Origin of the sequence: Dickeya sp. Secpp 1600, from assembly GCF_003049805.1 — a bacterium.
Lineage (GTDB): Bacteria > Pseudomonadota > Gammaproteobacteria > Enterobacterales > Enterobacteriaceae > Dickeya > Dickeya fangzhongdai.
The window spans coordinates 1,158,148-1,179,078 of the sequence record NZ_CP023484.1; the positions used below are offsets into that span (position 1 = coordinate 1,158,148).

Genomic DNA, 20,931 nt, shown 5'->3' on the forward strand with positions numbered 1-20,931 from the left:
ACGCCAGATGCGTCCCCGCTGAATTTATTTCACCGCATACGCGCTGTCGAGCTGGCTGACGCCCAGACCGTTGCGCTTTCTGACCCGGATTTGCACCTGGATACGATCTTTCATCGCTTCCACATGGCTGATGACGCCGATGCTCTTGCCGGAAGCATTCAGGTTATCCAGTACGTCCAGCGCGGTATCCAGCGTCTCGCCGTCCAGCGTGCCAAAACCTTCGTCGAGGAACAGCGAGTCGATACGGGTTTTGGTGCTGACCAGATCGGATAGCGCCAGCGCCAGCGCCAGGCTGACCAGAAAACTTTCGCCGCCGGACAGCGTGCGGGTATCGCGTACCGCGTCGGCCTGCCAGGTATCGGCCACCTGCAATTCCAGCGTGTCGGATGCCTTGCGCTGCAGCAGATAGCGCCCATGCAGACGCGACAGCTGGCGGTTGGCCAGAAACACCAGATGATCTAGCGTCAGCCCCTGCGCGAAGCGGCGGAATTTGTCGCCTTTCTGCGAGCCAATCAACTGATTGAGGTAGCCCCAGTCGTCGCACTGTTGCTGACCGCGGGCGATGGCTTCCAGCAACTGGCGCTGTTTGTCGCGGCGTTGCTGATCGCTGGCAAGCTGCTGGCGCAGTTCACCCTGATGTGCGGCTTCGGCTTTCACCATGTCCCCAAGGCCGGAAAGCAACTGACGGATGTCATGGTCGCTAATGCCTTCCGGCATCGATTCCGGCCGGGTCGTCATGTGTTGCTCCAGCGCGCTGTCCGCCTGCTGCTGCAACGCATCCACCTGCTGCTGACGCTGGTTGAGCCGCTCTTTTAGCGTGAGGAGATGATGGCGCTCGGCCTCGGCCAGCAAGGCATGGCGGAAGGCGGCTTCATCGTCGAACCCGGCGGCGGTCAGCTCTTCCGCAAATCCGGTCTGAAGCTGCTGCAATGCGGTTTCGGCATGCTGGTTTTGCTGCTCCAGACTGCCGATTTCCCCGTTCAGGCGGCTGTGCAACGACTGGCCCTGTTGCCACTGCTGCTGCGCCTGCTGGCTTTCCAGCTCCAGCGTCTGGCTGACCTGCCGCAATTGCTTCAGCACCTCATTCACCGCCTGATTGCCCATCAATTGCCAGCGCTGTTGCTGCGCCTGTTCCAGCGTGCGCTGGGTGTCGGCCAGTTGCTGCTGATAGGTTTTGATGGCGGCGTCGGTTTCTTCCTGCCGCTGCTGGCTGGCGATGATTTCCGCTTCCAGCGCGGCGAGTTGCGGCTGGCACTGATGCTGTTCGTGTTCGTTTTCCTGCCAGCGCAGCCATTCCGTCTGGCGTTGACGCAGCCAGTCTTCCTGCTGCGCCAGCGTAGGCGCCGTCAGTTCGAACGTATCCAGCGTCTGGCTGAGGCTGTCGTGCAGGCGTTGCAACTCGCGTTCGGTTTTTTCCAGCAACAGCCGCAGTTCTTCCCGCGAGGCGTGCAGCGACGACTGTTGCTGGGTGTTCAGTTCCAGTTGCTGTACGGTTTGCGCCAGCAGTTGCTGCGCCGAGGTGAGTAAATCCTTACTTTCCTGAATATGGCGCTGATTACGCTCACGACTGGCGATCTGCGCTTGCAGCGACTGCTCCTGCACGTTGGATTCTTCAATCCACTGATGCAGGGCCGGCAGTTGCAGCGGATCGAAATCAACAAGTAAGCGTTCACTGACTGATTTGCACTGCAACTGCAGCGACTCGTAATCGCGTCGGACGCCGTCGAGCGCGTTTTGCTGCTGCAGGCGGTGCTGTTTTTGCAACTGAAGCTGGGTTTCGGTTTGCACCACGCTGGCTTTCAGCGCCTCCACTTCCTGACGCAGCGCATGCAGCCGGAGCTGGGTTTCCGAAGGACGCAGCGCCTGATAGCGTTCCACCGCCGGATGATGCGGGGAGCCGCACAGCGGGCACTCTTTGCCCGGTTGCAGTTGCTGGCGCTCGCGTTCCAGACTGACGATGCGCAGCTCCAGTTCGTGACGTTTGTCGAGGTCGGCCAGATGGTCGGCCTGACGCTGATAGTCCTGACGCTGCTGGGTCTGTTGATCTTCCAGCGCCTGAATGCGGCGTTGGGTGTCCAGCTGTTGCGCTTCCAGCAGGGTGCGCTGGCTAATCAACTGCTGTAGCACGGCGGCGCTGGTGGCCAGTTGCTGGCGATCCGGCCGTTCGGCCATGAGCCGGGCCAGTTGCTGGCGTAGGTCCGCCAGCGGTTGCTCCGCTTCCAGCTGTTCATCCTGCTGCAAGTGCTCGGTCAGCAGTTGGCTCGCTCGCTCGCAGGCGCTTTGCTGCGCCTGATGTTTTTCGGCGAGCGAGGCGCGCTGCTGGTCAAGGTATTCCGCCTGAATCTGCTGCTGCGCCGCTTTTTCCTGCAGCACCTGCAAGTCCTGCTGCCATTTCTGCTGCTGGGGAAATTGCGCCTGCCACAGCGGAATATGGCTGCCCAAATGCTGATGGCGGCTATGCTGCCGGCGATAGTTTTCGATGTCTTCCAGCCGTTGCCGTGTTTGTTCCTGCTGGCGTTGTAGTCTGGTCAGGCTGGCGATCAGCGTTTTCTGCTGCTCCAGCAGGTTATCCAGCGCCTGCTGTTGCTGGGCGCGCTGGGCCTGCTGGGTGGCGATGTGGTGGTCGAGCGGCAGGATACGTTCATTGATCAAGGTTTCCTGCTGCTGGCGATACTCGGCGTGCTGCTGTCGGGTGGCCTGCGCTTTTTCCAGCTGGATTTTCAACAGATTGAGCGCATCCTGCTGGCGGCTGATCTGCTGGCGGACGCTATTCAACTGCTGGGTCAGGCGCTGTTTTTCCCGTAGCGCGCGCTCGCGTTCATCAAAACGCGGACGCAGTTTTTCCGCCGGTTCGCTGCGCTGCAGCTTATCCATCTGCGATTGCGATTGTTGCTGCAATTGTTCCTGTGCGGCACGCTGCTGCTGGGCCTGTTGTTGCGCCTGCTGGAGCTGCAGCAGCGTGTCGTACCAGCGTTGATGCCCCAACACCTCTTCCCGGTGCAATGACAGCGATTGTTCCTGCTGGCGGATGGCTTCCAGCTGCTGCTCCAGCGCCTGACGCTGTTCGTCGCTCAGCAGTTCCAGCGTAGTGACCTGCGCCCGCAGGGTTTCCAGCTTGCTCTGGGCGTCTTTGTGTTTCTCGAATACCCGCTCCGAGATCTGGCCGTAAATGTCGGTGCCGGTCAGCTCTTCGAGCAGTTCGGCCCGCTGATTGGCATCGGCGTTCAGGAAGGCGGCGAACTGCCCCTGGGACAGCATCATCGATTTGGTGAAACGATCGAAATCCAGTCCAGTGATATCGGCGATCATCGTCAGCTTGTCGTTCACCTTGTCGGTGAGGATTTTGCCGTCGGCGCACAACGCCAGTTCCACCTTGGGCGGCTGCAGATTGCCTTCCGGGCTGTTATGGGCGCGCCGCTGGCTCCAGAAGGCGCGGTAGGCGACATTCTTCACCTCGAATTCCACTTCCGCCAGACATTCGGCGGTGTGGCGCGTCATCAGCTCGTTCTGGCTGGGGCCGACCTTCAGACGCGGCGTCTGGTGGTACAGCGCGAGGCAGATGGCGTCCAGCAGCGTGGTTTTACCCGCGCCGGTAGGGCCGGTGATGGCGAACAGACTGTTGCTGGCGAACGGCTCGCGGGTGAAATCGATTTTCCACTCGCCCTGCAGCGAGTTGAGGTTTTTCAATCGCAGGCTAAGAATTTTCATGCGGACGCCTCCCGTCGCTGCTCGTCAATCTCCTGAATGACCCGGTCGAACAACCCTTTCAGGCGCTGCTGGCGCGCCTCGTCCAGATCGCTCTCCAGCGCCAGCCGTCGGGCAAACACCTCGGCGGGTTGCAGCTCCTCCAGCGTTTCCTTTTCCAGTTGCACCAGCATTTGTTGCTGCTGTTCCCGCGCCCGGCGCAGCAATAGCACTTCCACGTTCAGCGGTTCGGTCAGCGCCTGAATGTGCTGCTGAATGTCGCTCAGGTAATCCTGGGTGGCGATTTCAATGTCCAGCCACACCGGTTTGTCGCCGTGATAGTCGCGGAATCCGGCCAGCCGGCGTTCGATCTCCGGCAGATTGCCTTTCACCAGTTGCATCGGTTGTTCGGTCGGCACGGTCAGCGCGGTGACCTCCTGCAGTTTTCCCTGCTCGAAATGCACCAGATACACCGATTTCTCATGATTCAGTTCGTCAAAACTCAGCGGGATTGGCGAGCCGCTGTACCGGATGTGTTCGCATTGCGCCACCCGCTGCGGGCGATGAATATGGCCGAGCGCGATGTAGTCCGCCGGGGGGAAGGCCTGCGCCGGGAACGCGTCCAGCGTGCCGATATAGATATCGCGCACCGAATCGGACGTGGCGACGCCCACCGTGGTGAGGTGGCCGGTCAGCACAATCGGCAGTTCGCGACCCAGCGCTTCACGCTGCTCGCAGGCGAGCTGGTAACAGCGCTGATAATGATGGGTGATGGCATCCTGCAACGCCTGCTGTTTTTGCGCGCCGGACTGGCCGGCCTGGCTGGTGAGCACGTCGCGCGGACGCAAAAAAGGAACGGCGCACAGCAGCGCGCCGGGCTCGCCTGCGCGGTTGTTCAGCACCAGCACCTGTTCGTGGATATCGCCGTCAAAACCGGCGACCACCCGGGTATTCAGGCAGGCCAGCAGCGCGCGTGATTCATTCAGGGTGGCGACCGAATCATGGTTGCCGCCCATCACCACCAACTGGCAGCCGGTGCGCTGCAACGCCACCACAAAATGGTTATACATTTCACGGGCATAACTGGGCGGCGCGCCGTTGTCGAACACATCGCCTGCTACTATTACTGCATCGGCCTGATACTGCTCAACCTGCTGAACCAGCCAGTGTAAAAATGCCTGATGCTCAGGCGCACGGCTCCGGGTATAAAAGTACTGACCGAGATGCCAGTCAGACGTGTGAATAATTCGCATGAGACTCCCTGCAGGTGAGTGCAAACGATATGTTGTTTTGGCGGTGCTTGCGGACAATGGCGGTCAGTGAGGCAAGGCGCTTGTTCGTCATGGCGAAACACCGCGTCTTTATCATCGGCGATTATAGGCGTGCAGTTTAGGGCATGTCCCATAATATCTGTATGGCCCCGGCTACCCGGGAGTATTTGGCTGTGTCGTCGCGGACAGGTAATGTGAGAAATTAAGCGTACCGGCGGTCTTCGGCAGCGGCAGGGGGCTGCGGCTGTCAGGGCGGAAACGTACCGTAGTCCGGGGCGCCATTTTTCATAAATCTGTCATAAAACTGACGCATAATGCACACCGCACGCTAACCGTGACGATTAACGGCAGGATTGATATGGCAAGACGTATTTTGGTGGTGGAAGATGAAGCGCCGATTCGCGAGATGGTGTGCTTCGTGCTGGAACAGAACGGTTATCAGCCGGTTGAGGCTGAGGATTACGACAGCGCCGTTACCCGGCTGGCCGAACCTTATCCTGAACTGGTGCTGCTGGACTGGATGCTGCCCGGCGGGTCCGGTTTGCAGTTTATCAAGCACATGAAACGCGAAGCGCTGACCCGTGATATTCCGGTCATGATGCTGACGGCGCGTGGTGAAGAAGAAGATCGCGTGCGTGGTCTTGAAGTCGGCGCCGACGATTACATCACCAAACCGTTTTCGCCCAAAGAACTGGTGGCGCGCATCAAGGCGGTGATGCGCCGGATTTCGCCGATGGCGGTTGAGGAAGTGATTGAAATGCGCGGGTTGAGCCTGGATCCCTCTTCGCATCGGGTGACCACGGAAGAACACGCGCTGGATATGGGGCCGACGGAGTTCAAGCTGCTGCATTTCTTTATGACGCACCCGGAACGGGTATATAGTCGTGAGCAGTTGCTGAATCACGTATGGGGCACTAACGTTTATGTTGAGGATCGCACTGTGGATGTCCATATCCGCCGCCTGCGCAAGGCGCTGGAAACCAGCGGACACGACAAGATGGTTCAGACCGTTCGGGGAACTGGATACCGTTTCTCAACACGTTATTGATAGCGTGAGTCCCGGAGAAAATCTGACGTGCTAGAACGTTTGTCCTGGAAAAAGCTGGCGCTGGAGCTGGCTTTTTTTTGTTTGCCCGGTCTGCTGCTGGGGCTGATTATCGGCTATCTGCCCTGGTTTCTGCTGGCGTCGGTACTGGCGGCGCTGTGCTGGAACTTCTATAACCAGCTGCGCCTGTCCTACTGGCTGTGGGTTGACCGCAGCATGACCCCGCCGCCCGGCCGCTGGAGCTGGGAGCCGCTGTTTTACGGCCTCTATCAGATGCAACTGCGCAACCGCCGCCGTCGGCGCGAGCTGGCGCTGCTGATTAAACGCTTTCGCAGCGGGGCGGAATCGTTGCCGGATGCGGTGGTCATCACCACCGAAGAGGGCGTCATCATCTGGTGTAACCGGCTGGCTCAGCACCTGCTCAGCTTTCGCTGGCCGGAAGACAACGGTCAGAACATCCTCAACCTGCTGCGTTACCCGGAGTTCACTCAGTACATGCAACAGCAAGACTTCAGCCGCCCGCTGACGCTGATGCTGAAAAATTCCCACCACGTGGAATTCCGGGTGATGCCCTACTCGGAAGGACAACTGCTGATGGTGGCCCGCGATGTGACCCAGATGCACCAACTGGAAGGCGCGCGCCGCAACTTCTTCGCCAACGTCAGCCACGAGCTGCGCACGCCGTTGACGGTGTTGCAGGGCTATCTGGAGATGATGAACGACGAATCGCTGGATGGCGCGTTGCAGTCTAAGGCATTGCACACCATGCAGGAGCAAACCCGCCGCATGGACGGGTTGGTGCGGCAATTGTTGACGCTGTCGCGCATCGAAGCCGCCGCCGCCATCGATCTTAACGAGAAGGTGGATATCCCGCTGATGCTGCGGGTGCTCAAGCGTGAAGCCGATACCCTGAGTCAGGGGCGTCACGAGATTGTGTTTCGCGTCAACGAGCAACTGCAGGTGTTCGGCAACGAAGAGCAGTTGCGCAGCGCGGTGTCGAATCTGGTGTATAACGCCGTCAACCATACGCCGCAGGGTACCCGCATTGAGGTGTGCTGGCAGCAGACGCCGCAGGGCGCGCAGTTTCAGGTCAGCGACAACGGCCCGGGCATCGCCGCCGAACATCTTCCCCGCCTGACCGAGCGTTTTTATCGCGTCGACAAGGCCCGTTCGCGCCAGACCGGCGGCAGCGGGCTGGGGCTGGCGATCGTCAAGCATGCGCTCAGCCACCACGACTCCCGGCTGGAGATTCTCAGCGAAGAGGGCGCCGGCTCCCGCTTCATGTTCACGTTGCCGAACCGGCTGATAGTCCGTTCGGTGCTGAGTCAGAACGCCGCGAATCCACAGCTGTAATGACGGCGGCGGGGCTTGATTGTCTCCGCCGCTGTGCCGAAAATAGCGTGCTCTTGTCTTTCACCCCGATGGAAACCGCACATGATACCCACCCTCCGCCTGCTTGCCTTGCTGTTGTGCCTGTTCGGTCAGGCCGCCGCCGCTGCGCCGCAGGCGATGCTGGCGGGTAACCTGTCCAGCGCCGGCTCCGACACGCTGGCGAACCTGATGACCTTCTGGGCGGCGGATTTCAGCCAGCATTACCCTGGCGTTAACCTGCAGATTCAGGCGGCCGGCTCGTCGTCGGCGCCGACGGCGCTGGCGGCAGGGGCGGCGCAGCTGGGGCCGATGAGCCGGCCGATGAAGAGCAGCGAAATCGAAGCGTTCGAGCAGCATTACGGGTACGCGCCGACGGCGGTGCCGGTGGCGCTGGACGCGCTGGTGGTGCTGGTCAATCAGGATAACCCGATTACCGGGCTGACGGTGCGCCAGCTTGACGCCATCTTTTCCGTGACGCGCCGCTGCGGCGCTGGAAAAACGGTGCAACGTTGGCAGGAACTGGGGCTGAACGGCGTCTGGCGACAACGATCGCTACTGCGTTATGGGCGCAATTCAGCCTCCGGCACCTATGGCTTTTTCAAACAACAGGCGCTGTGCGGCGGCGATTTCCTGCCGCAGGTCAACGAATTGCCCGGTTCAGCCTCGGTAGTGCAGGCGGTGGCGGCGTCGGTCAACGCCATCGGTTACGCCAGCATCGGCTTTCGCGCCAGCGGGGTACGGGTGCTGCCGCTGGCGGCCAGCGACAAAGACGATTACGTGCTGCCGACCGCCGACACCATCCGCAGCGGGCGTTATCCCTATACCCGCTATCTCTACATCTACGTCAATAAAATGCCTGGTAAACCGCTGGAACCGCTGACCGCCGCGTTTCTGGAGCGGGTACTGTCGGCGCCGGGGCAGGCGCTGGTCAGCCAGGATGGTTACCTGCCGCTGCCGGAAATGGCGCGCGAGCAAGCCAGACAACTGCTTGGGCTTGGCGATGCCGTTTCGTCGTCGATGGGTGATCCTGCAATAAACTGATGCCTAAGATGAATTTATTTCACGTGACGTGAAAATTCTTCCATTGTCGCTGAGAAAAACTCATGACAGGATAGCTCCATGTCTAGCCGTCTGGATGGCTATAAAGTTCAGCGGCGTAACTATTTCCTCTAAAAATCAATTCATCTAAAAATCGACTGACTGAAACCGATCCGTTTCGCGTCAGCTGAAGTGCAGGAGCTAAACATGACACAAGCCCTTCCTCCGTTCCGTGCCGATGTGGTCGGCAGTTTGTTGCGTCCGGCTGCCATCAAGCAGGCGCGTTTGCAGTTTCAGGCCGGTGAGATTGATGCGGCAGCGTTGCGCCGCGTCGAAGATCAGGAAATTCAGCGTGCGGTGGAATTGCAGCGCGCGGCGGGTCTGCAACTGGTGACCGACGGCGAGTTTCGTCGCGCCTGGTGGCACTTCGACTTCTTTGACAACCTGAACGGCGTGGAACGTTATGAAGCGGAGCAGGGCATCCAGTTCAACGGCGTGCAGACTAAAGCCCGCGGTGTAAAAGTGACCGGCAAGGTCAGCTTTAATCCGCAGCACCCGATGCTGGACGATTTCCGTTTCCTCAAAAGCGTGGCCGGCGACGCCGTAGCCAAAATGACCATCCCCAGCCCGAGCGTGCTGCATTTCCGCGGCGGCCGTAGCGTAATCGACAGTACCGTTTATCCGGATCTGGCCGACTACTTCGACGATCTGGCGCAGACCTGGCGTGATGCCATCCATGCGTTCTATGACGCGGGCTGCCGTTATCTGCAACTGGACGATACGGTGTGGGCGTATCTGTGCTCCGAAGACCAGAAGCGCCAAATCCGCGAACGCGGCGATGATCCGGATTATCTGCGTCGCACCTATGCGCAGGTGCTGAACAAGGCGCTGGAAGGTAAACCGGCCGATCTGGTGGTGGGCCTGCATGTTTGCCGCGGCAACTTCCGTTCCACCTGGATTTCCGAAGGCGGCTATGAGCCGGTGGCGGAAACCCTGTTTGGCGAAGTGAAAGTGGATGCGTTCTTCCTCGAATATGATACCGAACGGGCGGGCGGGTTCGAACCGTTGCGTTTCATCAAGCCGGGTCACCAGAAGGTGGTGCTGGGCCTGATTACCACCAAGACCGGGACGCTGGAAAATGCGGACGACGTGCAGAAGCGCATTGCCGAAGCGACGCAATATATTGCGCTGAACCAGCTGTGCTTAAGCCCGCAGTGCGGCTTTGCTTCTACCGAAGAGGGCAACACGCTGTCGGAAGCGCAGCAGTGGGACAAACTGAAGCTGGTGGTGGATATCGCCAAACGCGTCTGGTAATCACCGGCGCTGCAAACCAATATGCTTTTTTATAACGCCGGCGCGTATTACCGGCGTTTTTTATTTCTATAAGTTTTTAATATGGATAATTATTGCTCGTTGTCGTAATTTTGAGCTGATTTATCGCGCTACAAACTGTTTTAATGCACAAATCATGTATAGCCTGCCCGTTAAAAGATAAACTGAGATGCTATTTTTTTACAAAATATTAGATTAATGTTCTGGTTTACCGATCGCGTATTGCCTTTTATTGCTATAAACGTTTTACTTAGCCCCCATTAACGCTGTGCAATAAAATCTCACATCCATAATCCTGCACATCGCACGGACGTCTCGCTTTTCGCGTGCGCCGCTTTAGCGCCCGGTTTCTGCCGGCAACACCGTTTTTTACAGACAACAACATTTTTACAGGCAACAACAACATACATATGAGTCATCGTTTAACTTCCAAAGATATCGTGGCATTGGGCTTCATGACCTTTGCTCTGTTTGTCGGCGCCGGAAACATCATTTTCCCGCCGATGGTCGGTCAGCAGGCTGGTGAGCACGTGTGGATCGCCGCGCTCGGTTTCCTGATTACCGCGGTGGGCCTGCCGGTGCTGACGGTGATAGCGTTGGCCCGCGTGGGCGGCGGTATTGATACGCTGAGCAGCCCGATCGGCAAAAAAGCCGGCGTACTGCTGGCGACGGTCTGCTATCTGGCGGTCGGGCCGCTGTTCGCCACGCCGCGTACCGCTACGGTATCGTTCGAAGTCGGGATCGCGCCGCTGGTGGGCGAAGGCGCGTCGCCGCTGTTGATTTACAGCCTGATTTACTTCGCCATTGTGATCGCGATTTCGCTCTATCCCGGCCGTTTGCTGGATACCGTTGGGCATATTCTGGCGCCGGTGAAAATCATCGCGCTGACCGTGCTGGGCATCGCGGCGCTGCTATGGCCGGCCGGCTCGCCGGCGCCGACCGCCGAAGCGTACCAGCAGGTGCCGTTTTCCAGCGGTTTCGTCAACGGCTACCTGACCATGGACACGCTGGGCGCGATGGTGTTCGGCATTGTGATTGTCAACGCCGCTCGTTCACGCGGCATCACCGATGCGGCGCTGTTGACCCGTTACACCATTCTGGCTGGGCTGATCGCCGGTCTGGGGCTGACGTTGGTGTACCTGAGCCTGTTCCACCTCGGTTCTTTCAGCGGTTCGCTGGTGCCGAACGCGCAGAATGGCGCCGAGATCCTGCACGCTTATGTGCAATACACCTTCGGTAATATGGGCAGCAGCTTCCTGGCGTTGCTGATTTTTATCGCCTGTATGGTGACCGCGGTAGGGTTGACCTGCGCCTGCGCCGAATTTTTTGCTCAGTACCTGCCGTTGTCCTACCGTGCGTTGGTATTTGTGCTGGGGCTGTTCTCGATGGTGGTGTCCAATCTGGGGCTGAGTCACCTGATTCAGCTGTCGGTGCCGGTGCTGACCGCCATCTATCCGCCGTGTATCGTTCTGGTGCTGTTGAGTTTCACCCGCCGCTGGTGGAATAACAGCACCCACGTCATCGCGCCGGTGATGTTGGTCAGTCTGTTGTTCGGTCTGGTTGACGGCATCAAGTCGTCCGCTTTTCAGCCGTTGCTGCCGGGCTGGATGCAGAGCCTGCCGATGAGCGAGCAAGGGCTGGCCTGGCTGCCGCCGTCGCTGATCATTCTGCTGGTTGTGGCGATTTATGACCGCATCACCGGTCGTCAGGAAGTTACCGCACATTCCTGAGTACGGTTTGACTGATGTTTTTCACCACAGGCGTTTGCCTGTGGTTTTTTCGTTTGTAAAGACAGGGTTGCTCATTTATGGAACAACAATCCAAACCTATGGAACAACAATCCAGACTCAAGCGCGGCTTAAGTACGCGGCATATTCGTTTTATCGCGCTGGGCTCAGCCATCGGCACCGGGCTGTTTTATGGTTCGGCCAGCGCTATCCAGATGGCGGGCCCCAGCGTGTTGCTGGCGTATCTGATTGGCGGCGTGTTCGCCTATATCATTATGCGTGCGCTGGGCGAGATGTCCGTCAACAACCCGCAGGCCAGTTCCTTTTCCCGCTACGCTCGCGATTACCTCGGCCCGCTGGCCGGTTACATCACCGGCTGGACCTACTGCTTTGAAATGCTGATTGTGGCGATTGCCGACGTTACCGCCTTCGGCATCTATATGGGCGTCTGGTTTCCGGCGGTGCCGCATTGGATCTGGGTGTTGAGCGTGGTGCTGATCATCGGCGCCATCAACCTGATGAACGTTAAAGTGTTCGGCGAGCTGGAGTTCTGGCTGTCGTTCTTCAAGGTCGCCACCATTGTGGTGATGATCGTGGCCGGGATCGGCATCATCGTCTGGGGGATCGGCAACGGCGGCGAGCCTACCGGCATCCATAATTTGTGGACCAACGGCGGTTTCTTCAGCAACGGCGTGATGGGGATGATTCTGTCGTTGCAGATGGTGATGTTTGCCTATGGCGGCGTGGAGATTATCGGGATCACCGCCGGCGAAGCCAAAGAGCCGCATAAATCCATTCCGCGCGCCATCAACTCGGTGCCCTGGCGTATTCTGGTGTTCTATGTCGGCACCCTGTTCGTGATCATGTCGATTTATCCGTGGAATCAGGTAGGGACCAGCGGCAGCCCGTTCGTACTGACCTTCCAGCACATGGGCATCACGGCGGCGGCCGGTATCCTTAATTTCGTGGTGATTACCGCTTCGCTCTCCGCCATCAACAGCGACGTGTTCGGCGTCGGCCGCATGCTGCACGGCATGGCGGAGCAGGGGCATGCGCCGCAGGTGTTCAGCCGCCTGTCGCGGCGCGGCACGCCCTGGGTCACGGTGGTGGTGATGGTGCTGGCGCTGCTGGTGGCGGTGTACCTCAACTACATCATGCCGGAGAAGGTGTTTCTGGTGATCGCCTCGCTGGCGACCTTCGCCACCGTCTGGGTGTGGATCATGATTCTGTGCTCGCAGATTGCCTTTCGCCGCAAACTGAGCCGCGAGCAGGCCAAAGCGCTGGCGTTTCCGTTGCCGGGCGGCGCAGCGACCGCGGTGGTCGGCATCGTGTTCCTGGTGTTTATCATCGGCCTGATTGGCTACTTCCCGGATACCCGCATTGCGCTGTACGCCGGCATGGTGTGGATTGCACTGCTGCTGGCGAGTTACGCGCTTCGTCGGCGCGGTAGCTGAGCGTACTGACCTGCATTGCCCGCCGCCGGATGGCGGGCATAAAAAAGCCAGCGGACGAAGCCGCTGGCTGATTACTGATATCGAATACGCCGATTACAGGTTGTTGGCGTTTTCCTTCAGGTATTTTGCAACGCCGTCCGGAGACGCGCCCATACCCGCTTTGCCTTTTTCCCACTGAGCCGGGCATACTTCGCCGTGCTCTTCGTGGAACTGCAGCGCGTCAACCATACGCACCATTTCATCGATGTTACGACCCAGCGGCAGATCGTTCACCACCTGGTGACGCACGATGCCGTTTTTGTCGATCAGGAAAGAACCACGCAGCGCCACGCCGGCTTCCGGATGTTCGATGCCGTAGGCTTTCTGGATTTCGCGTTTAACGTCAGCGACCATCGCGTATTTCACTTCGCCGATACCGCCGTTTTCGACCGGGGTTTTACGCCAGGCGTTGTGCACGAATTCGGAGTCAAAAGACACACCAACCACTTCAACGCCACGCTTCTTGAACTCTTCGTAGCGGTGATCGAACGCGATCAGCTCGGACGGGCATACGAAGGTGAAGTCCATCGGCCAGAAGAAGATCACAGCCGGTTTACCGTTGATGTGCTTTTTCAGATTGAAATTCTCAACGATTTCCCCACTTCCCAGTACGGCAGCGGCAGTGAAGTCGGGGGCAGGACGAGTTACCAGGACCATAATTACTCCTGTAAATAGCTGTTAATGATAGGTGAATGTAATAAACGCCGTAAGTATAGGTACAGCCTGCCGGTGAATAAAGCGAAAGCGACCAATCAATAAGATAGCTTTTGTCTATCGAATCAATTGATAATTCTTTTCACTGACAGATGAACAGCCTGGCGAGCTGTTCCTCGTTTTACCGTGCGGCGTCAGCCGGGCCATCAAGCTGACCTGTTTTTGCCAGATGCATCATACGAGGATAGAACTGCCAGAATAATGTTTCAAATTGATGGTAGTGATGCTCAATATCGCTGAATGAGCCGGAAAGCGCCGCCAGCTTCGGCCGGCGTACCGACATGCGGTGCAGCACGTCGGCGATAAACGGCAGTTCGGCGTAGCGTTCCAGCCAGCGTTCCGGCCACAGATAATGGTTAAGGTTGCGAAAGCGCTCCGGGCTGTCGGCCAGATGGGGCGCGATCTGCTGTTCCGCGTCGGCGACGAAGCGCGTCAACGGTATCGCCGGTTCCAGCTCCGGCCAGTTGCGCGCCAGAAAGTGGTCCCACAGCACATCCAGCGCGATCGGCGCGACCCGGCGATAGTCGGCGCTGAAATGGCGGCAGGCGGTACGCACTTCCGGCAGGCTGTCGGTCAACACATCGACGCGACGGTGCAGACGGATACCGGCGACGATTTCGGGCGGGTACAGACTGTCGGGGTTGCCGCGTACGAAATCCGCCATCAGGTTTCCGGTCAGCGAGCTTTGCGCCAGCGTGGCGAGATGCAGGTGCGCGAGAAAATTCATGGCGTCGGAGCGGTCCCTGAAAGGTGAAGAGGCGTAATCAATGCGGCAAGTATAGAGGAAGGCGACGCTCTGTCCCGCTTATTTCTTGCAGCCGGTCCCGACGGGCTCTAGACTAGGCCGCTTCTTTTGTTCCACTGTGCCGAAAATTAAGTGAATGGTCATGCGTGTTGCCGATTTTTCGTTTGAATTGCCTGAGTCTCTGATTGCCCGTTATCCGCAGGCAAAACGCAGCGGTTGCCGTCTGTTGTCGCTGGATGGCCCCACAGGCGCGCTCACGCACGGCGTCTTTACCGATCTGCTCGATAAATTACAGCCGGGCGATCTGCTGGTGTTCAACAATACCCGGGTGATTCCGGCGCGCCTGTTCGGACGTAAGGCCAGCGGCGGCAAGCTGGAAGTGCTGGTGGAACGAATGCTGGATGACCAGCGTGTGCTGGCGCATGTGCGCGCATCCAAGGCGCCGAAGCCCGGCACCGAACTGCTGCTCGGCGAAGATGAAAGCGTGAAAGCCACCATGCTGGAACGCCATGACGCGCTGTTCGAAATCCGCTTTGACGATACGCGCGATGTGCTGACCATTCTCAATGACATCGGGCATATGCCGCTGCCACCCTATATTGACCGCCCCGATGAGGCGGCGGACCGAGAATTGTACCAGACGGTGTATAGCCAGCGCCCCGGCGCGGTGGCGGCGCCGACCGCCGGTTTGCATTTCGACGAGCCGCTGCTGGCTGCGCTGAAAGAAAAAGGCGTGGAAATGGCCTTCGTTACCCTGCATGTCGGCGCCGGCACGTTCCAGCCGGTGCGGGTGGAGTCCATCGAAGATCACATCATGCACGCCGAGTATGCCGAGGTGCCGCAGGCGGTGGTGGATGCGGTGCTGGCCTGCAAAGCGCGCGGCAATCGCGTTATTGCGGTCGGCACTACCTCGGTACGTTCGCTGGAAAGCGCGGCTCAGGCCAGTACCGGGGAGGCTATCGCGCCGTTTTTCGGCGATACCCGTATCTTTATCTATCCCGGTTATCACTACCGGGTGGTGGATGCGCTGGTGACCAATTTCCACCTGCCGGAATCGACGCTGATTATGCTGGTTTCCGCATTCGCCGGTTACCGCCACACCATGACCGCTTACCGGCAGGCAGTGGCTGAGCAATACCGCTTTTTCAGTTACGGAGATGCGATGTTCATCACCCGTAATCCGTCGGCGGAACAGGAGCAGGTGGGGTAGTCCGCCGTCGATTCATTTTCATGTTTCATACCGCAGGCCAGGTTCTGTGGGTATATCAATAACGTCATCAGACTGTTTTCTGATGCTGGAGGCTAAGTGAAGTACGAACTGTTGCAAACGGACGGCCGCGCGCGTCGCGGTCGTCTGGTTTTTGATCGTGGTATGGTGGAAACCCCGGCGTTTATGCCGGTCGGCACCTATGGCACCGTTAAAGGAATGACGCCGGAAGAAGTCAAAGACACCGGCGCTCAGATCATTCTGGGCAACACCTTCCACCTGTGGCTGCGTCCGGGGCAGGAAATCATGAAACGGCACGGCGATCTGCATGATTTTATGCAGTGGCATGGTCCGATCCTGACCGATTCCGGCGGTTTTCAGGTCTTTAGCCTGGGGGATATCCGCAAGATCACCGAGGAAGGCGTGCACTTCCGCAACCCGATCAACGGCGACGCTATTTTCCTTAGCCCGGAAAAATCCATGGAAATTCAGTACGATCTCGGTTCCGATATCGTGATGATTTTCGATGAGTGCACCCCTTACCCGGCTGACTGGGACTACGCTAAGCGATCGATGGAAATGTCGCTGCGTTGGGCGAAGCGCAGTCGTCAGCGTTTTGATGAATTAAGCAACAAAAACGCGCTGTTCGGCATCGTTCAGGGTAGTGTTTACGAAGATTTACGTGATGTGTCGGTAAAAGGGCTGGTGGACATCGGCTTTGATGGTTACGCTGTGGGCGGCCTTGCGGTCGGCGAGCCGAAGGCCGATATGCACCGCATTCTGGAGCATGTCTGCCCGCAATTGCCGACGGATAAACCCCGCTATTTGATGGGGGTGGGTAAACCGGAAGATTTGGTGGAAGGGGTACGCCGCGGCATCGACATGTTTGATTGCGTGATGCCGACCCGCAACGCCCGTAACGGCCACCTGTTCGTCACGGACGGCGTAGTCAAGATTCGTAACGCCAAGCACAAAGATGACACCGGACCGCTGGATGAACACTGTGATTGCTACACGTGTCGCAATTATAGCCGCGCCTACTTGCACCATCTGGACCGTTGTAACGAAATACTTGGCGCGCGCCTCAATACCATCCACAACCTGCGCTATTATCAGCGCCTGATGGCGGGTTTACGTCAGGCTATCGAGGACGGTAGATTAGAGAGCTTTGTGACCGAGTTTTACCAGCGCATCGGTAAACCGGTTCCGCCGTTAGTCGAAAACGCGGCGGGAAATGCCCATGAAGGTCATGCGCCGCAGTAAGCACGTTTGCGTGGCATGAACGTTTTAAAGATAACTTTTCGTCTTGATAATTTTTTGTTTTGATAACTTTTCGTGTTGATAACTGTTGTTTTGATAACTAAAGAGGACATTTAAATGAGTTTTTTCATTTCCGACGCAGTGGCAGCAACCGCAGGTGCTCCGGCTCAGGGAAGCCCGTACTCTCTGGTGATTATGCTGGCCGTGTTCGGTCTGATTTTTTACTTCATGATCCTGCGCCCTCAGCAAAAACGTGCTAAGGAACACAAAAAGTTGATGGATTCGATCAGCAAAGGCGACGAAGTGCTGACCAACGGCGGCCTGGTGGGTCGTGTGACCAAAGTGGCTGATAATGGATTTATCACCATCGCCCTGAACGATACCAACGAAGTCGTGATCAAGCGTGACTACGTGACGTCCGTACTGCCGAAGGGTACCATGAAGGCCCTGTAATTTTTCGACTTTCCCGAAGGGAACTACCGTGTTAAACCGCTATCCTCTGTGGAAGTACCTGATGCTGATCGTGGCGATCGTCATTGGTCTGCTCTACGCACTTCCTAACCTGTATGGTGAGGATCCGGCAATTCAGGTCACTGGCGCGCGAGGAACCGCCGCCAGTGAATCTACGCTGGTCCAGATCCAGAATGTTTTGAAAGAACAAAATGTCGCCAGCAAGTCTATTGCGCTGGAAAACGGTGCCATTCTCGCGCGCTTCTCCACGCCGGACGTACAGCTCCGCGCTCGTGAAGTTTTGCTGACCGCGCTGGGCGAGAAGTATGTGGTTGCGCTCAACCTGGCGCCCGCTACCCCTACCTGGCTGAGAATGCTGGGGGCGGAACCGATGAAACTGGGTCTTGACCTGCGTGGCGGCGTGCACTTCCTGATGGAAGTGGATATGGACACCGCGTTAGGCAAGCTGCAGGAGCAGACGATGGATTCCCTGCGCAGCGATCTGCGCGAGAAAGGCATCCAGTATGCTTCTGTTCGCAAGTCAGACAATTATGGCGTGGACATTCTGTTCCGCGACGGCCAACTGCGTGACGACGCGGTCAATTACCTGACCTCCCGTCATCGCGATCTGGTGATTAATGCCAGCGGCAGCGATACGCTGCGTGCGGTCATGAGCGATGCCCGTCTGCGTGAAGCCCGCGAATATGCGGTGCAGCAGAACATCAACATCCTGCGCAATCGCGTCAACCAGCTCGGCGTAGCCGAACCGCTGGTGCAGCGTCAGGGCGCCGACCGCATCGTGGTGGAACTGCCGGGGATTCAGGACACCGCGCGCGCCAAAGAAATTCTGGGTGCGACCGCTACGCTGGAGTTCCGTCTGGTCAACAGCAATGTCGATCCAGCCGCGCTGAGCAGCGGCCGCGTGCCGGGCGACACCGAAGTGATGAATATGCGTGATGGCGGACCGGTGGCGTTGTACAAGCGCGTGATTCTGACCGGCGACCACATTACCGACTCCACCTCCGGCAACGATGAATACAACCGTCCGCAGGTAAATATCTCGCTGGACAGCGCCGGCGGCAACATGATGTCCAACTTCACCAAGGACAACATCGGCAAACCGATGGCGACCCTGTTCGTGGAGTATAAGGACAGCGGTAAGAAAGATGCCAACGGCCGCGCGATTCTGGAAAAACAGGAAGAGGTGATTAACGTCGCCACTATCCAGTCCCGTCTGGGCAACAGCTTCCGTATTACCGGCATCAACAACCCGAACGAAGCCCGTCAGCTGTCGCTGCTGCTGCGTGCCGGCGCGCTGATTGCGCCGATTCAGATTGTGGAAGAACGCACCATCGGCCCAACCCTCGGTATGCAGAATATTACCCAGGGGCTGGAAGCCTGTCTGGCTGGCCTGGCCGTGTCGATCCTGTTCATGATCATCTTCTACAAGAAGTTCGGCATGATTGCGACGTCGGCTCTGCTGTCGAACCTGGTGCTGGTGGTCGGCATTATGTCGCTGTTGCCGGGGGCCACGCTGACCATGCCGGGGATCGCGGGTATCGTGTTAACCCTTGCGGTTGCGGTGGACGCCAACGTACTGATTAACGAGCGTATCAAAGAAGAGCTAAGCAACGGACGTTCCGTTCAGCAGGCGATCGACGAAGGTTACCGGGGCGCATTCAGTTCCATCTTCGATGCGAACGTCACGACGCTGATTAAGGTCATTATCCTGTATGCGATCGGTACCGGCTCGATTAAAGGATTTGCGATTACGACCGGTATCGGCGTGGCGACGTCCATGTTTACTGCGATCGTGGGTACCCGTGCCATCGTAAACCTGTTGTACGGCGGCAAACGCATCAAAAAGCTGTCTATCTGAGGAGTGCGTTGTGGCACAGGAATATACTGTTGAACAATTGAATTACGGCCGTAAGGTTTATGACTTTATGCGCTGGGACTACTGGGCCTTCGGCTTCTCCGGTTTGCTGCTGGTGCTGTCTATCGTCGTGATGGGCGTGCGCGGCTTCAACTGGGGGCTGGATTTTACCGGCGGCACGGTTATCGAAATTTCGCTGGAAAAATCCGTGGATCTGGAGCAGATGCGCGGGGCGCTGGAGAAAGCCGGCTTTGCCGATCCGTTGGTGCAGAACTTCGGCAGCAGCCGCGACATTATGGTGCGTATGCCGCCTGCTCAAGGTGAAACCGGCGGTCAGGTGCTGGGCAGCAAGGTTGTCAGCGTGATCAACGAAGCAACCAGCCAGAATGCAGCGGTTAAACGCATCGAGTTCGTCGGGCCGAGCGTGGGCGCGGATCTGGCGCAGACCGGCGCCATGGCGTTGCTGGCGGCGTTAATCTGTATTTTGGTTTACGTCGGCTTTCGTTTCGAATGGCGTCTGGCTGCGGGTGTGGTTATCGCGCTGGCGCACGACGTTATCATCACCATGGGCGTGCTGTCGCTGTTCTCTGTTGAAATCGACCTGACCATTGTGGCGTCGCTGATGTCGGTCATCGGCTACTCGCTGAACGACAGCATCGTGGTTTCTGACCGTATTCGTGAAAACTTCCGCAAGATCCGCCGCGGTACGCCTTACGAGATTTTCAACGTGTCGTTGACCCAAACGCTGCACCGGACCTTGATCACGTCGGGGACGACGTTAGTGGTTATCCTGATGTTGTATCTGTTCGGCGGCGCGATGCTGCAGGGGTTCTCGCTGACGATGCTGATCGGTATCACCATCGGTACGGCATCCTCTATCTATGTGGCATCCGCTCTGGCGCTCAAGCTGGGTATGAAGCGCGAGCATATGCTGGTGCAGAAAGTGGAAAAAGAAGGCGCGGACCAGCCGTCGTTGCTGCCGTAACCGCTTTTTCACTGCCCGGAATTGCAAACACAAACCCCGCCATTCGGCGGGGTTTTCTTATGGTCGACGCTGGGGGCCGATTCAGGGTTGTCACTGACTCGGTTCGCTGCGACGCAGCGTAGGGTCCGCCGCTACATCATGCACCCGCACGAAACCGAGCTGCTCCGGCGTCAGGCCGGAAAGCCGCACCTCTACCGTGATTTCCGAGACCGGCGTCAGCGTTGGCGGGATAATCAGCCACTGAGTCTGCGTGTCGCCGGTTAACGGCTTACCGCTGACCGGGTCAAGCGCTCCCCAGTCAAGTTGCGCGCGGAAGGCCGGTAACGTCAGCGTGTTCATGGTGCGGATAGTCAGCAAGGCTCGCGTGCCGTTGGCTTCCGGCTCAACCTTGCTGAGTTCCAGACTTAACTTGCCGATGCTGCTGTCGAGCAATGCCCGATTGTAGGCGGCAGGCAGCAAATAAACGCCGGAGGTGGAGTTGGCGTTTAACGTATTCTGCTGTTCCAGCGCGACGGCGCGGTTGGTGAGGTCGCGCAGTTTCTGGTTAATCTGACCAAGTTCGTTCTGTACGCGAGTGGTCTGCGGTTGCGCACATCCGGCGAGCAGCACCATGACGGATAACATCGGGATAACGCGGCGGTGAAAAATCATATCCTGTTTCTCCCTAAGCCCTTGGCGGGTCATTTCATTATTCAATTTAGTGTCAGTGTAGACGTGATTTGTTGTCCCTTAT

The 20,931-nt window shown here is 58.1% G+C and carries 16 protein-coding genes; 11 read left to right on the forward strand and 5 right to left on the reverse strand.

Annotation, left to right across the window (positions count from 1 at the left end):
* Positions 1-24 precede the first annotated feature (24 nt).
* Positions 25-3,708, reverse strand: coding sequence for an AAA family ATPase (locus tag CPA59_RS05315; protein WP_107758844.1), 3,684 nt, complete (start codon positions 3,706-3,708; stop codon positions 25-27).
* Complete coding sequence (sbcD, locus tag CPA59_RS05320; protein ID WP_038918149.1) at positions 3,705-4,937, reverse strand: exonuclease subunit SbcD; 1,233 nt, start codon at positions 4,935-4,937, stop codon at positions 3,705-3,707. Before sbcD ends, CPA59_RS05315 begins: the two co-directional genes overlap by 4 nt.
* A 376-nt stretch (positions 4,938-5,313) precedes the next feature.
* Here sbcD and phoB point away from each other — a divergent pair, with 376 nt between their 5' ends.
* The 6 genes from phoB (at position 5,314) to proY (ending at position 12,922) form a co-directional block, all read left to right on the forward strand.
* The gene (gene phoB / locus CPA59_RS05325; RefSeq protein WP_012770778.1) at positions 5,314-6,003 is read left to right on the forward strand and encodes a phosphate response regulator transcription factor PhoB; all 690 of its coding nucleotides are present in this window, start codon (positions 5,314-5,316) and stop codon (positions 6,001-6,003) included.
* Between the two features lie 27 nt (positions 6,004-6,030).
* Entirely contained in the window at positions 6,031-7,353 is a 1,323-nt protein-coding gene (phoR, locus tag CPA59_RS05330; protein ID WP_049842511.1) for a phosphate regulon sensor histidine kinase PhoR, read from the forward strand.
* An 81-nt stretch (positions 7,354-7,434) separates the two neighbouring features.
* Complete coding sequence (locus CPA59_RS05335) at positions 7,435-8,412, forward strand: PstS family phosphate ABC transporter substrate-binding protein (RefSeq protein WP_107758845.1); 978 nt, start codon at positions 7,435-7,437, stop codon at positions 8,410-8,412.
* 204 nt (positions 8,413-8,616) lie between these two features.
* Positions 8,617-9,723: a cobalamin-independent methionine synthase II family protein gene (locus CPA59_RS05340; protein WP_107758846.1), complete on the forward strand. Its 1,107-nt coding sequence runs from the start codon at positions 8,617-8,619 to the stop codon at positions 9,721-9,723.
* 428 nt (positions 9,724-10,151) lie between these two features.
* Positions 10,152-11,471, forward strand: coding sequence for a branched-chain amino acid transport system II carrier protein (brnQ, locus tag CPA59_RS05345; protein ID WP_038918152.1), 1,320 nt, complete (start codon positions 10,152-10,154; stop codon positions 11,469-11,471).
* A 98-nt stretch (positions 11,472-11,569) separates the two neighbouring features.
* Entirely contained in the window at positions 11,570-12,922 is a 1,353-nt protein-coding gene (proY, locus tag CPA59_RS05350; RefSeq protein WP_038920839.1) for a proline-specific permease ProY, read from the forward strand.
* Between the two features lie 93 nt (positions 12,923-13,015).
* On the opposite strand, the gene CPA59_RS05355 is transcribed toward proY, so the two are convergent.
* Together CPA59_RS05355 and CPA59_RS05360 are read right to left on the reverse strand one after the other, a co-directional pair.
* Positions 13,016-13,618, reverse strand: coding sequence for a peroxiredoxin C (locus CPA59_RS05355; protein ID WP_038661321.1), 603 nt, complete (start codon positions 13,616-13,618; stop codon positions 13,016-13,018).
* A 178-nt stretch (positions 13,619-13,796) separates the two neighbouring features.
* Complete coding sequence (locus tag CPA59_RS05360) at positions 13,797-14,402, reverse strand: ACP phosphodiesterase (RefSeq protein WP_107758847.1); 606 nt, start codon at positions 14,400-14,402, stop codon at positions 13,797-13,799.
* Between the two features lie 160 nt (positions 14,403-14,562).
* Here CPA59_RS05360 and queA point away from each other — a divergent pair, with 160 nt between their 5' ends.
* The 5 genes from queA to secF all read left to right on the forward strand — a co-directional run bounded on the left by queA (position 14,563) and on the right by secF (position 20,198).
* Positions 14,563-15,630 (forward strand): tRNA preQ1(34) S-adenosylmethionine ribosyltransferase-isomerase QueA, encoded by a 1,068-nt coding sequence (gene queA, locus CPA59_RS05365; RefSeq protein ID WP_107760769.1) that lies wholly within the window; start codon positions 14,563-14,565, stop codon positions 15,628-15,630.
* A gap of 96 nt (positions 15,631-15,726) precedes the next feature.
* On the forward strand, positions 15,727-16,890 hold the full coding sequence (gene tgt, locus CPA59_RS05370) for a tRNA guanosine(34) transglycosylase Tgt (protein ID WP_107758848.1): 1,164 nt from the start codon (positions 15,727-15,729) through the stop codon (positions 16,888-16,890).
* Positions 16,891-17,004: 114 nt separating this feature from the next.
* A complete protein-coding gene (yajC, locus tag CPA59_RS05375) occupies positions 17,005-17,340 on the forward strand; it encodes a preprotein translocase subunit YajC (protein WP_012770768.1) in 336 nt (111 codons plus the stop codon).
* A gap of 28 nt (positions 17,341-17,368) precedes the next feature.
* Positions 17,369-19,216 (forward strand): protein translocase subunit SecD, encoded by a 1,848-nt coding sequence (gene secD, locus CPA59_RS05380; RefSeq protein ID WP_071605171.1) that lies wholly within the window; start codon positions 17,369-17,371, stop codon positions 19,214-19,216.
* A 10-nt stretch (positions 19,217-19,226) separates the two neighbouring features.
* The gene (gene secF, locus CPA59_RS05385; RefSeq protein WP_038918160.1) at positions 19,227-20,198 is read left to right on the forward strand and encodes a protein translocase subunit SecF; all 972 of its coding nucleotides are present in this window, start codon (positions 19,227-19,229) and stop codon (positions 20,196-20,198) included.
* Between the two features lie 90 nt (positions 20,199-20,288).
* On the opposite strand, the gene CPA59_RS05390 is transcribed toward secF, so the two are convergent.
* Positions 20,289-20,849: a DUF3251 domain-containing protein gene (locus CPA59_RS05390; RefSeq protein ID WP_107758849.1), complete on the reverse strand. Its 561-nt coding sequence runs from the start codon at positions 20,847-20,849 to the stop codon at positions 20,289-20,291.
* Positions 20,850-20,931 lie beyond the last annotated feature (82 nt).